Source organism: Streptomyces sp. MMBL 11-1, from assembly GCF_028622875.1.
Lineage (GTDB): Bacteria > Actinomycetota > Actinomycetes > Streptomycetales > Streptomycetaceae > Streptomyces.
In genome coordinates this window covers 6323089-6335804 of record NZ_CP117709.1, presented here as the reverse complement: position 1 = coordinate 6335804, position 12716 = coordinate 6323089, and the positions used below count along the sequence as shown (strand labels likewise).

Here is a 12716-nt window from a genome sequence, read left to right as displayed (position 1 = left end):
TAGCGTAGGAGTCCGAGCACCGCCCCTGTCGACGTGCACTCGGGTGGAGACGGCAGGGGAGGACGACATGGCGCGACAGATGGCGAACGAGACGTTCCGTACCGACCAGGAGCGGAACCGGTACGCGGCACACGTCCGCGCGATCAACGAGCTGGTCGACGGCCTGCGGGACCAGGACGGCAGGGGCTGGATGCCGTACGTCGCTCCTTGGCACGGTGGAACCGAGGCGCGCGTGCTGTCCATGCTGCGCGATCCGGGGCCCAAGACCCAGGACGGCACCGGCTCGGGCTTCCTGTGCACGGAGAACGACGACCCGACCGCCGAGCGTCAGTGCCGGGCCTTCGAGCAGGCCGGCATCGACGCCCGCGACGTCACGCCCTGGAACGCCTATCCCTGGTACATCAACCGAAAGCCCGACGCCTCCGAACAGAAGGCCGGCGCCCAGGCCCTCGTGCGCCTCCTCGGACTGATGCCGGACCTCCGCGTCGTCCTGCTCCAGGGCGGCGACGCGCAGGCCACCTGGCGGCGGCTGGAGAAGGCGCACCCGGCCCTCGCCGGCCAGGAACACTTCCAGGTGGTGCGTACGTACCACCCGGGCCGGCAGGCACTGTGGTCGCCCGACCCCCAGGTCCGCGCGGCGCGCGAGCGGCACCGCGAGGACGCGCTCCACCAAGTGGCCGACATACTCCGGGCCTGACAGCGCCGGAAGACGGCCTCCCGTCCGCCTCGGTCGGCTCGCGACCCGCACCAGCTGGACCACGACGGGGACGACGCCATCGGCTGTGAGTCGGCATGGACGCGCGGCGCACCGCCCGGCGGGGGGGCGGCCACCCGGAGGGGGTGGCGGGGGCGGTGCGAGAGTCAAGGCCAGGTGCGCTCGATGCGGTCCGCTCGGACGGCATAGGCGGCGGGGCCGCCCCTTTCGACCGCCCGGTGGATCGCCTCGCGGCAGATGTGGAGACGCTCGACCATCTCCAGGCTGCGGAGCTGTTGGTTATCCAGATAGAAGAGTACGGCCGCGTGCTCGTGGACCGGCCGGATCTCGCGGTCGCGTGTCTTGATCCGCCCGTCTTTCGACAGAGGCACCCACCCCTGGGCGAGCCCGTGGAGGATCCACTCCTCGTCCGGTACGTCCTGGGCGTCGCCCGCGAAGACCTCGCCGATCCTGTGCACGGTCCATCCACGGGCACGCAGTTCCTCGGCGACGCGCCGTCCGAGGTTGCGGTCGAGGAAGAACTCAGGCGGCAAGGCGCACCACAGCCTGGCGGACCGCGTCCACCTGCTCCGGCTCCATGTCGTACTCGTACGCGATGTCCTCGACGGACTCGCCGGCTTCCCACAGGTCGGTCAGCGCCTTCACCGGCACCCGGTTGGCCTCGATCACCGGCAGGCCGTGCCCGAACCGGGGGTCGATCACGACCGGCACGGAGGCCGGGTACTGTCGCAGCCGGAGACTGGACGGGAAATCGTCCCCCGCGTCCCAGGACAGGTAGCGCAGGTAGTCCGCGACGACCTCCCGGATCGGCGCCTGCCCGTCACGGGCCCTGCGCAGGTCGTCGGGGGCGTGCTCGATGAAGATGTCCACGCCGTCCGTGGCGATGCGCCGGGAGACAAGGCCATACGGCGTGTCGAAGGCCGCCCGCACCGCCCCGGCAGCCTCCCTGATCTCGCTCATCCTGAGCCCGAGGTCCCGCAGCGACCGCAGGACGTACGCCTCGGCCACCGCCACGAACGGCACCGAGGGCTGTCCTCGCCGCACGGGGTCGACACTGTGGACGAGCGGCGCTCCGGCCGCCCTCCCCTGGAGCCAGCTGTGCAGGGTGGAGGAGGGAATCTGGAGGTAGGACGACGTCTCGGCCGGTGTGAGAAGCCCGTCCGTGAACCTGTCGATCATGGCTGCCCTCCTCCCGGCCGTCCTCGGATACTCGAATCCTTCCACACCAAGCCTGCCCGCGCGGCTCTGTGCGCACCCTCCCCCGGGCTGCTCGTCGGTGGTCGGCTGTCGGAGTACACCGGGCGGCCACCGTCGAGGCGATCAACGGGTTGGGGGTCCGGGTTCGTGACTTCGGGCGGCACCGCCCGGCCCGATCTCGACCCACGCCGTCTTGCCACTCGGTGGGTACGGCTCCACGCCCCAGCGGTCGGCGAGGGCGGCGACCAGGAGGAGCCCTCGGCCCGACTCGGTGTCGGAGGGGATGCCTCCGGGGCCTGGCGATGGGGTGGGAAGCCGTTCGCCGCGCGGGTCGGTGACCTCGATGCGGACACCGCCGGACGCCGCCGCGCAGGTGAGGGCGACCCGGAAGTCACGGCCCTGGACACGGCCGTGCAGGACGGCGTTGGCCGCGAGTTCGGCGGTGATCTGTACCGCCCGTTCGGCCACGCTGGGTGACACCTCCCAGGCCGTCAGCCGCTCGGCGACGAGCAGGCGGGCGAGGCGGGCACCGCGACGGGTCGAGGACAGCCGCTGGGCGAACGTCCATACGGTGGAGTGCTGGTGGGGTCCGGTCGCGTACATGAGGCCAGCGTGGCGGGGGCGCGGGAGCACGCGCCAGGAGCGAGACCCGTACGCTGCGTCAGCGTACGGGCACATGCGGTAGACGGTACGGGGGCGTACGCGTCACGCTGAGTGCTGTCGATCGCCGGGACGGCGGTCGAGGTACGGGTGCGTCGGGAGGTGGCCGCGGGTGGCTGAGGACGTCGAGATCGTGACGGACGGGGCGGGCGAGACGGACGAGCAGGGCCGGGAGCCCGATCCGTCGGACAGCCTGCGGACCTTCGGGGCCGTCGTACAGGCCCTGCGGGAGCACGCGGGGCTCAGCAGGGCCGAGTTCGCGGAGATCGTCCGCTTCTCCAAGCACACGGTGGAATCGGTGGAGTTGGGGCGGCGGATGCCGGACGAGGCGTTCGTCGAGCGAGGGGAAGGGGCCCTGGGGAACACGGGGGCGCTGCGGAGGTCCGCCCCGTTCCTCACCCGCGCCGAGGCGGGTCTCGCGGTGTGGTTCCGGCGGTGGGCACGCCTTGAGAAGGTGGCGGTCAGCCTGTACACGTACGAGTGTCGGCTCGTGCCGGGGCTGCTGCAGTCGGAGGCGTACGCCCGGGCGGTGTTCGAGGGCACCATTCCATTGCTGACCGATCAAAAGCTGGACGTACAGCTCGCCGCGCGGCAGAAACGCCAGAGGATGTTGCGGGAGCGGCCGACTGTGCCGTTCAGTTTCATCGTGGAAGAGCACGTCTTCCGGCGCCGGTTCGGCGACACGGAGGAGATGCGGGAGCTTCTGGATCACGTGTTGGAGGCGAGCGCGCCGCGCAACGTGACGTTGCAGGTCATCCCCCTGGACGCGGGTTTGCACGCGTGCCTGGACGGGCCTTTGCAACTCCTGGAGACCCCAGACGGGCGGCGGCTCGGGTACTCCGAGGGGCAGCAGAACGGGCGGCTGATCTCCGACCCGAAAGAGGTGAGTCTGCTCCACCAGCGCTATGACACACTGCGCTCACAGGCCCTCAACCCCAGGGAGTCCCGGGGTCTGTTGGAGCAACTGCGAGGAGAGCTATGAGTACGACCGGACTCGCCTGGTTCAAGTCCAGCTACAGCGGCAGCCAGGGCGACAGCTGCGTCGAGGTCGCCGTCACCCCGCAGGCCGTCCACGTCCGGGACTCCAAGGACGTGGAGCGCCGGCCCTTTGCGGTCGACCGCGAGGGCTGGACGCGGTTCGTGCGGTACGCGGCGGAGGACTGAGCGGCACACCCGTCCTGTGTTACGCGGGAGCCGCCCGTCGCCGTACGCGGCGGGCGGCTCTTCGGCTCAGAACAGTCCCAGGCCCTCGCCGCCGGGATCCACGACGACCGGCCGGGGCTGGGCGGGGAGGCCGTCCAGGCGGTCGGGGCCGGACGCGGCGGCCACGGCGGGGGCCGTCTCGGCGAGCCAGCCACGGAACCGCTCGGCGGCCTCACGGTAGGAGACCCGCGCCAGGACACGGTGCTCGCCGGCGGGGCAGAAATCGACCGTGACCGTGAACAGGCAGGACCGAGGCGCGTTCTGACTACCCGCCCAGGACACGCGCAGGGTGCCGCAGGGCTCGCGCCCGCGCGGGGCCCGGTGGGTCGGGCGCAGTGACCAGCAGGCTATGAAGGCGGTCCACGCGGCGAGGTGCGGCAGCGGCAGGGTGGTGCGCGCGCGGCAGCCGGTGCAGCGATGCCAGTGGCGAAGCCAGTCGTCGGCGTCGGTATGGAAGAGGCGGGTGTAGCGGTTCGCGACCCGGACGTCGTTGGCGTACAGATGGTCGGGACGTTCCCGCGTGTTGCAGGACTGGCAGACGGGGGCGCGGACGTAGCCGTGCTCGTGGCAGTGATCGAGGACCGTGGCGGGCTCGCCGCCACAGACGGCACACACCCACCCGGCCACCTTCTGGGAGATGCCGGGCTTTCTGCTGAACACCGAGTACAGCTGGCCTTCGAGCTCCCTGCCATACGGGCGCGATGAGGCGGCGGGGCTCTCGGCGCTCGTCGCGCGCCGCCCGTCGGCGTCCTCGGCCCGCCGGGGGTGGGAGGACGGCTCGGCCACGGCCGTGCCCGTCTCACTGATCCACGCGGCTCGCAGCCACCGCCTCTCGGCGTGCTCGGCCGCGTCTAGCAGCCTCACCACCGCGCGCGGCAGCCACCACGTCCGCCGGGTCCCGTCGGAGCTGTGCTCCACGAGTAGCCGTCGCCAGTCGATCCCCACCAGATGACACGGCCGGCCGTCCTCGTGCCGTGTCCCGCGCCCGGGGCCGCCCGGCTCCCCCAGTTCCCCCGCGACGCGCCACCGCCAGCGCAGCGGCGTCTCCTCGTCGCGCTCCGGCTCAGGCTCCGGCGCTCCGCGGAACGGGCCGACGCGGACCAGGTCCCGCCGGTCCATGACCACCGCGCCCAGTTCCACGGCCGCCCGGCGCACCTCGCGCTCCGCGACGCCCCACCGACCGCCGCCCGCCCTGGCCGTCGCGACCACGCGGCTCCCGAGCAGGACGTACCCCGTCCGGGCACGGGTGGCGGGCGAGCGGGTGAACACCCCGGAAGCCGTCGGCACGGCGCCGCCGGCCGTCAGCCCGACCCACAGCGCGTCCGCGGCCTCCAGGGTGATCAGGCCGCCCGCACGGCCGGGCACGACACGCTCCGTCATGCCGACAGGCTAACGGCGCCGACACGCCGACGGGTCCGAGCGCCCCGGCCGGGACACCTGGTCGCGGTCAGCGGGGTTCGCATCGGAACCTGAGCGCCTGTCCCGGCGGCCGTGATCACGGGGCGCGTTCACCGCCGGGACCACGGTCCGTCAGGTCAGCGGGTCGGCCCGACCAGCTTCTCGGCCTCTTCGCGGAGGCCCTTGATCGCCGTCAGGGCCGCTTCACGCTCGGCTTTGATGTCCGAGCCCCGCTTCGTGAGACCGCTGAGCGACCGTTCCACCTCGGTGATCCACTCGCTCAGGTACCGCTCACCGGCATCGGTGAGAGCGGTCCGCTGTTCGCGCGCTTCCTCGTCGAAGTGATCCTTGATCTGCTTCCGCCGTTTGTTGAGCGCCATCCACTTGCTCTGGTCCTGCGCGACGCTCGTCAGGTCCATCAACGGCCCTGTGACTGCCAGCACCCACTGCACCTTGCGGGCCGTACCGGCTACCTTGCCGGCCGCCTTGGTCTTGCCCCACGGTTTGAACTTCTCCGCGCCGTTGGTGACTTTCCCTCCGGCGTCGAGGATCTTCCGGCCCACCCGGTTCTTGCTGAGCTTTTCCACGACCGCGGAGGCCGCGCTTCCCGGCCCGTTACCGCCGTCCGCGATCTTCCCGATCCACTCGCCCGCCTTCTCGGTACCCACCTTCGCGGCCTTCTTCGCCGCTTCCTTGACCCCCTGCGTCAACGGTGGCGTGCCATCCGGGGACCCGTCGAACGTCGTCTCGCGTGCTTCGAGGTCGTTCCCCCAGGATTCAGGCTCGGGCACACCGGTTCCGTACTCGGCGACCAGCGCGTCGAAGGCCGTCCTCACCGACGAAGAGAAACTCGCGTCGAACTCATTGCTCGCACGCTCCAGTTGCTCCTGGACGGCACGAGTGACGCGGTCGGGGACGACCCCGTCCTTCTCCGAGACGCCGGCAGCGGCCCTGTCTCCGGCCGTCGTGATCCTGGAAGCGACGACTTCACTCCCTCTCAACAGGGCGCTCAGCACACGCTCCTTCGCCCGCGAGATCGACTCCTCGACCTTCTTCGCGCTCTCCGCGGCATCGAGTTCCTCGCCGTCCAGAACCCACTGCCGCTCGGCGTCCGCCAGCACTCGAAGGAGTTCGAAGGCCTGAGCCTTGGGCCGGACACCGCTGACACCGGGCGCGGTCATTCTCCGCAACTCGGCCGCCAGAGCGTCGATACCGCTCTCCGCGACAAGCCACTGTCGCTGATCGGGCGGGAGAGTGGGGTCATGGAGCGCGTCGATGTAGTCGCGTGCGTCGGTGGGGACGATCGGGACGCGGTCGGCGAAAGGCCCGAGGCGCCCGCGGATCTCGTCGAGGACGACATCGCGATCGCTGTTCTCGGCGTTCATCTTGTTGACGACGACCACACTCCGGTCAGCGAACCCGTCAGCGTCGAGAGCCCGCAGAATCGTCCTGGTCTCTGCTTCGCCCGGCAGTTCGCTCGTTGTCACGATCATCAGCGCGTCCGCACCACGTACACCGCCCCGCGCCGCATCGGCGTGCCCGTAGACACCCGACAGCGTCCCGGGCAGGTCGACCAGCGTCGCTCCGTTCCACTCGTACGACGTCGCCTCGTGCGTCTTGGGCGCCGCGTCGACGAGATCGACGATGTCGGCCGACGGGAGCCGGAGCAGTGCCGCGACGAGCGTGGACTTCCCCGCGCTGTACGGGCCCAGCAGTGCGATCCGCAGCGGGCTCGTGTCCGCACGAGGCAGGCTCGTGGTCAGGGCGCGAGTGCGAGGGTGAGCGCCCAGGACCTCTTCGGCACGTGCGGCCAGCGCGAGTACGAGAGCGCTTCGGCCCCCGTCGATCGTGGGCGCGTCGACCGGACCACCGTCAGCCATCTGTGTTCCCTTCGGTTCCTTCGAGGGTGCCGAGCCATCCGAGATCCGCGCGGATCTCGATCCGTTCAGTGAGGACGTCCACGAACTGGCCCCGCAGACACGACCGCACGTCCGCGACGCGGGACGCGTCGACCCAGGCACGAAATTCGACTCCCGGCGTCCGACGTGCCCGACGGATCGCCGCCGGGTCCCCTCCCGCGAGAGCCAGGAGCCGGCGCGCCAGGACGAGGTCGATCGCGTCGAGGGCGGACCGCACGGCCGTCCGCAGCCCGCAGAGTCGCTCGAACCGCTCCCGCGTGACCCTGATGTCCGCGGACCGCGCCTCGAACCGGGCATCGATCTGAGCCGTCGCGTCATCGGTGATACGAGCCGACCATGCCACAAGTCCGTCGAACAGGTCATCGAGGCAGGCCTCAGCCTCGGTCGTGGTCGTGCTGGTCCACCCGTCCTTCGCCCGCCGCGTGCGGGCAACCTCACCGCTCACCGCTTTCGCCGCTCCGGCCAGGCCCTCCACCGCGTAGACCAACGTCGCCGCGGGAGGGGGGACCGCAAGCTTCTTGAGGATCCCCTTGGCCGCGACGGAGCTCAGAAGGGCCGTCGCCGCCCCCTTGGCTGCCGCCGTGCCCAGGCTCACGGCCTTCTCCTTCAGGTCAGGACGCGGCCGTACACGCGGCTGCGCGTCGTCCTGATGGTCCGGGGCGTTCGCCCGTACGCGCAGAAGCACCCCCCGCTTCCGCGCCTCCTGCTCGAACGCGTCCCCGAGACCGGAGAGAAGTCCCTCCAGGTCCAAACCGGTGACGAAGTCGCTCCACCGCTGCGCGTCAGCCACGCCGCCCAGGTCCCGAACCACCTCCGACACCCGCTCCTTGGCGCGGTGGCGCTCGGCTTCGAGTAGGTCACGCGTGTCCCGGCCCGCTGTCCGGAAGGCTTCCAGCGACTCTGCCCGGTCACGCGGCGTCGAGCATGCGAGTTCGGCAAGCGCGAGACCGATCCCGGGGAGTTCCTCGATCAGCCGGTCGTGGAACGCCGCGAGCGGCGCCCGCACGTCCTCGGCCAGGTGAACCGCACGAAGCGGAATCGCACGCTCGGCCAGGAGCCGGGTGAGGGACTGCTCCAGCTCGGGCAACCTGCTCGCCCGAAGGGCCCTGTCCCCCAGCTCGCGGTCCGCCGTGGACAACGCTTCGTGCGCGGCACCGGAGTGGACCGGGAGGACAACGGGCAACGTGACGCCGACCGCTGCGGAGACCTGCTCGATCCGAACCATGTGACCCGTCGCCGACGCGAACTCTCTCTCCGGATCCTTTGCGAAGCGTTCAAGACGGTGCGGTTCGTCGACCTTTCCCTTCACATTGACGACAGCGAGCAGAGGTTTCCCCGTGAGGAGGAGTCGCTGGAGCTCGGCGGACTCCTCCTCACGCAGCGTGTCGGCGTAGTTCCATATCACCGCGTCGGCGCCGTCGCACGCGGCCCGAGCACGCGTGGCGTCGAGGTCGTCGTCCTTCGCGGCGACGCCGGGCGTGTCGAGGTACGTCACGGAGCCGACGTGGAACGCGGAGGTCTCCCGCGTGGTGCGATGCGCCCCTCGCCCGATCCCGGTCCGGTCCGCCTCACGGGTCAGCGCTTTGCGCAGCGTGGTCTTCCCGGACTTGGTCCTTCCCGCGATGGCCACGCGCAGCCTGCCTCGCGCCGTGGGCATGACCCGTACGGCATCGCGCAGTTCGCGTTCGAGCGCTCCGATGCGGCGGATGACCCCGACGAGGTCCTCGCTCTCGATCGCGTGCGCGGAGTACGGCGCCCGCGAAGGATGAGCCTCGGCCTCCTCCCGGAGAGCGGTCTGGATGTCGCGGTAGGCCGATCGGCTCGTGTCCACCGTCCCGGGCGCGAGCTCGCCGACCAGGGCCCCGAGGGCCTCGCGCAGATCCGGTTCGGTTCGCCACAGGTCCATGGCCGCCGCCACGCGGTCGAACGACTCGACGTTCTTCGTGTACCAGGACTCGAACGCCCGCAGCTCGTTGACGTCGGTCCGGGAGGCGACCGCCAGCAGCCCCGCCGTGAGCCGTGCGGCCGAGCTCGCGGCGGGCGCGGCCGGCGACACGGCCGTGTTCACGGGCGCCGTCGCGAGCCCGTGCTCGATCACCGCCCGCACGCTGTCGTCCGCGAGCATGTCCACCGTACTTCCGGACACGGCACCGGTGTCACGGACCTCGATCGCCCAGAGCAGAGCGTCACGTCGATCCGACCTGAACCCGAACCGCGCGTCCGGTGCGAGCCAGCGCCACCACTGCGGCCGCTCGGACAGGACCGCCTCGTACGATTCCTCCGCGGCGACGAAGTCCCGCACCTTCTCCAGCAGCGACACCAGCTCCCGGTTCCGCAGATTCCAGGCCGCCGCAGCACTGTGCCTGAGCACGAGCTCGCGCGCCTCCGCCGCCTTCCGGCCTCCTCGTCGACGACCGAGGTCGGCCAGCGCGGGTTCGATGTCGATCTCACGGATCGAGCGCCAGATCTCCTCGGGCCATTCCCGGTCCGCACGACGACACGGCTCCAGGACTTCGGGCAGCAGCCGCTCCGCGGCCGCCACCGCTGCGGCGTCCGCCCGAAGCGCTTCCACCGGCACGCCTTCCAGCGCCTGGAGATGAGTCCGCAACCCTTCCAGCCGCTTCAGTTCCCGGAGAGACCTGCCCCCGTCCGGCGCCGGAGCCCGGCCCCCAGCCCTTGTCAGGCGGGCCAGCTCGTGTTCCTCGACGCACGCCGCCACCGCGTCGGACACCCACGGAAGCGTGCTCCCGGACGGCGGCAGGCCGGCACACCCGCGCGCCTGGGCGACCGCGTCCACCTCCTTGGCGAATCGCTGGAGTGCGGCCGGTCCGACCATGGCATCCACCCCCAACGGTTCGAGCAGGAGCGCCAGCACCTCGGCTCTGAGGCTCGTCCTGTCGTTCACCGCCCTGCCGTGCATCGCTACTCCTCGTGAGGGCGGTGGTACCTGAACTCGGGCAGTGGATCTGGGCTCGGAGGAATCAGGGCCCGCGACTTCTGGAACGCCTCCGCTCGTACGATCCGATGACGGGGTGGTACGCAGGTGCGCGGCGTGAAGACCCACATGCCCTGGGTCAGGGTGGCCCCGAGCACCCGCTCCTTGTCCCGCAACCAGGGGTACCTGCCTTGCAGTTCGGCGTAGTTGTCGTTGGTGACGACGATTCCGTCCGTGTCCTGCGCGATCGCCGTGACCAGCGCGTCGCCCTTGCCCTCGGTTCCGGCCGGGGGCTGGATCAGGTTCCCTGTAGCGAGCGCCGAGTCCACCGCGGCGCGTTCCTCCTCCGCGACCTTGTGCCGGAAGGTGGCGTCGACGACCACGTGGAGCACGGCATCGGGATACCGCGATGCCAGGGCGTCGCGCGCGGACAGCAGTTGGGCGTAGGACGGCCGGTCGTCCCTGCCGTATACACCGGGTCGTCGGGGCGACCTGCCGATCCACGCCAGGTTGGAGCCGTCGACCACGAGCGCCTTGGAAGCCGAGCCCGCGGATCGCCTCCGCGTCTGCGTCGGCAGGAGCGTGGTGACCGTGTTGCCCGCGAGCAGATCATCGAGTTCCCTGCGCACCGCCGGCGTCGGACCACCGGAGCTGAAGCTCTTGATCTCCTCGTTCAGCACTTCCTCGCCGGTGCGCTCAAGGGTCGCCTTGACGTGCAGGAGCCCATTGGTGTCGTACGTGTACTCCAGCAGGAAGCGGGAGTCCTCGCGGGCCCGGGGATTTTGGTAGGTGAGGCGGAGGTCCGTCAGCTGCACGTTGTCAGCGTGGTCGAGGGGACGGTCGGGGTCTCCTTCCCAGATCTCCACGGCAAGGCTGCGTGCGTTGTCCCGGCGAGGCGTGTAGCTCTTGCGCTCCTTCCACGGCAGGGGTGAGTTGCGCGGGATGATCTGGCTGAACGCCCGCTGTCCGGAGTCGTCCGTGACGACCGTGCCCAGGGCGTGACTCGTCGCCACCTGGATCACGCCGTCAGCCTCCCCCGACAGTACGGCTGCCGCGATGGAGGCGCCGCGGGCGACCGCAGTCATGGGATCGCACAGATCGACCTCGACGGGCTGCTGCTGCATGACCTCGGCAACCGCGGCCCGGACACTCGGGATCTGGCTCGTGCCACCGATCATCAGCACCGCGTCCACATCCAGGGGCGCCATGTGAAGGTCGCTGAGGCACTGCTGAACCGGCGCGAGAGCACGGTCCACGAGGTCGGTGACGGCGTCCTCCAACTCCCCCTGCCACACCTCGACGGTGTCGCCGTCCGGAGTCCTGATGGTGACGGACTCCTCGGAGGACAGGCGGATCTTGCTGCGCTCCACGTCCAGCCCGAACTGCCGCTCCTGCGCGCGCGTCCACGCCGAGCGGGCCGGAGCCCGTTCGAGGACGAGGTCACGCAGGCGGCGATCGATCTCCAGACCCCCCAACTCGGTCACACCCCGTGAAGCGAGCTCCTCGAAGAACCCGTCCTGGTAGTCGAGCACGGTGACGTCGATGGTGCCGCCACCCCAGTCGAAGACCAGGATGGTTCGAGCCTCTCGCAGCTCGTGCACGTACGAGATCGCCGCCGCCGTCGGCTCGTTGAGCAGTGCCAGGACTTCGATGCCGGCGAACCGCGCGGCGGCGCGCGTGCGGTAGCGGGCGGCACCCGTGGCGTTGGCGGGCACGGTGATCACGGCCTGGTCGATGGTGGTGAGGTTGTGCTCCGCTCCCTTGCGCATGGCCTGGAAGACACCGGCCGCCACCGTCGTGGCCGCGAACCTGCGGCCGTGGATCGTGACGTACTCGTCGCTCTTGAGCAGACGCTTGCAGGCCTCGGCCGCCTCCTCGGAGCGGAGCTTGGCCTCCCAGCCGAACAACGCTCCCCGGCGCAGTGAGCTCATGCCCACCACCGACGGGAAGAGGTACTCGAAGCCGGGATGACGCCAGTCGGCGTCGATGTGATGGGCGTCCAGCGACAGCACGTCGACGTCATCGCCCAGCCACTGGGCCACCACGGAGTTGGTGGTCCCGAAATCGATTCCGGTCGCGGTCACACGCCCTCCCCGTTCGCGGCGTCGTCGCCTCCGGCAGAGTGGTCCGCTCCACCCGCCCCCGGCAGGCGGCGTAGTTGCCCGGCGAGCACCAGTTTGCCGGTGGCCTGGTCCACGTAAGCCGGGCGCAGCACCTCGAACGCCTCACCGTCGCCTTCCACCACCACGAAGAGCTCGTGCTCGCCGTCGGGGGCGTCCACGCACCGCACTCCCTGGTCCAGCAGGGCGGCACGGATGCCCTTGCGAAGCGAGGTGGCATTCTGCTTGGGCGCGCCGGCGAGCAGATCGACCTCGACCATCCGGGCCACGTACTCCTCCCGGGAGCGGAACGCCTCCAGAACGGCCTGGCGCAGGGCAGCCGCCACAGCGGTCTGCGTCGGCCTCTCCTCTTCCGGGACAGCGGCCAGGAGCTCGGTCGCCCGCTCGGTGAAACGTGCGAGCAGCATGTGAGGGCTGAGCAGTTCCTCGGGGCGGTAGGTGCGCGGGGAGTCCGCGGAATGTTGCTGGGAAGCCCGGGGAGAAGCGACAGGGGCGTCCGCCTCCGCTCGCCGCTTCTCTTTACGATGCTTGAGGCCGTTGTTTCCCTTGGGAGGAACCCGCTTGGGGCT

At 70.7% G+C, this 12716-nt stretch carries 11 protein-coding genes; 3 read left to right on the top strand and 8 right to left on the bottom strand.

Going from position 1 to position 12716, the window contains the following annotated elements:
- Nucleotides 1-67 precede the first annotated feature (67 nt).
- Nucleotides 68-697, top strand: coding sequence for a uracil-DNA glycosylase (locus tag PSQ21_RS28205; RefSeq protein ID WP_274034090.1), 630 nt, complete (start codon nucleotides 68-70; stop codon nucleotides 695-697).
- 164 nt (nucleotides 698-861) lie between these two features.
- Here PSQ21_RS28205 and PSQ21_RS28200 read toward each other — a convergent pair whose 3' ends face one another.
- From PSQ21_RS28200 to PSQ21_RS28190, 3 genes are all read right to left on the bottom strand, one after another.
- Nucleotides 862-1248 (bottom strand): toxin PIN, encoded by a 387-nt coding sequence (locus PSQ21_RS28200; protein WP_030026459.1) that lies wholly within the window; start codon nucleotides 1246-1248, stop codon nucleotides 862-864.
- Nucleotides 1238-1894, bottom strand: a complete 657-nt coding sequence (locus PSQ21_RS28195) for a DUF433 domain-containing protein (protein ID WP_112490081.1) — start codon at nucleotides 1892-1894, stop codon at nucleotides 1238-1240. Before PSQ21_RS28195 ends, PSQ21_RS28200 begins: the two co-directional genes overlap by 11 nt.
- Nucleotides 1895-2035: 141 nt before the next feature.
- A complete protein-coding gene (locus PSQ21_RS28190) occupies nucleotides 2036-2515 on the bottom strand; it encodes an ATP-binding protein (RefSeq protein ID WP_112490082.1) in 480 nt (159 codons plus the stop codon).
- Between the two features lie 169 nt (nucleotides 2516-2684).
- On the opposite strand from PSQ21_RS28190, the gene PSQ21_RS28185 reads away from it, so the two are divergent.
- On the top strand, nucleotides 2685-3554 hold the full coding sequence (locus PSQ21_RS28185; protein WP_274034088.1) for a helix-turn-helix domain-containing protein: 870 nt from the start codon (nucleotides 2685-2687) through the stop codon (nucleotides 3552-3554).
- A complete protein-coding gene (locus PSQ21_RS28180) occupies nucleotides 3551-3736 on the top strand; it encodes a DUF397 domain-containing protein (protein WP_274034087.1) in 186 nt (61 codons plus the stop codon). The genes PSQ21_RS28185 and PSQ21_RS28180 overlap by 4 nt, the downstream gene beginning before the upstream one ends.
- Before the next feature lie 66 nt (nucleotides 3737-3802).
- Here the strand turns inward: PSQ21_RS28180 and PSQ21_RS28175 are convergent, their stop codons facing one another.
- From PSQ21_RS28175 to PSQ21_RS28155, 5 genes are all read right to left on the bottom strand, one after another.
- Complete coding sequence (locus PSQ21_RS28175) at nucleotides 3803-5155, bottom strand: endonuclease domain-containing protein (RefSeq protein WP_274034086.1); 1353 nt, start codon at nucleotides 5153-5155, stop codon at nucleotides 3803-3805.
- Between the two features lie 155 nt (nucleotides 5156-5310).
- A complete protein-coding gene (locus PSQ21_RS28170) occupies nucleotides 5311-7053 on the bottom strand; it encodes a GTPase (RefSeq protein ID WP_274034084.1) in 1743 nt (580 codons plus the stop codon).
- Nucleotides 7046-10012: a GTPase gene (locus tag PSQ21_RS28165; protein ID WP_274034082.1), complete on the bottom strand. Its 2967-nt coding sequence runs from the start codon at nucleotides 10010-10012 to the stop codon at nucleotides 7046-7048. The genes PSQ21_RS28170 and PSQ21_RS28165 overlap by 8 nt, the downstream gene beginning before the upstream one ends.
- A gap of 2 nt (nucleotides 10013-10014) precedes the next feature.
- Nucleotides 10015-12111, bottom strand: a complete 2097-nt coding sequence (locus PSQ21_RS28160; protein WP_274034080.1) for an Hsp70 family protein — start codon at nucleotides 12109-12111, stop codon at nucleotides 10015-10017.
- Complete coding sequence (locus PSQ21_RS28155) at nucleotides 12108-12554, bottom strand: hypothetical protein (RefSeq protein ID WP_051722254.1); 447 nt, start codon at nucleotides 12552-12554, stop codon at nucleotides 12108-12110. Before PSQ21_RS28155 ends, PSQ21_RS28160 begins: the two co-directional genes overlap by 4 nt.
- Between the last annotated feature and the right edge of the window lie 162 nt (nucleotides 12555-12716).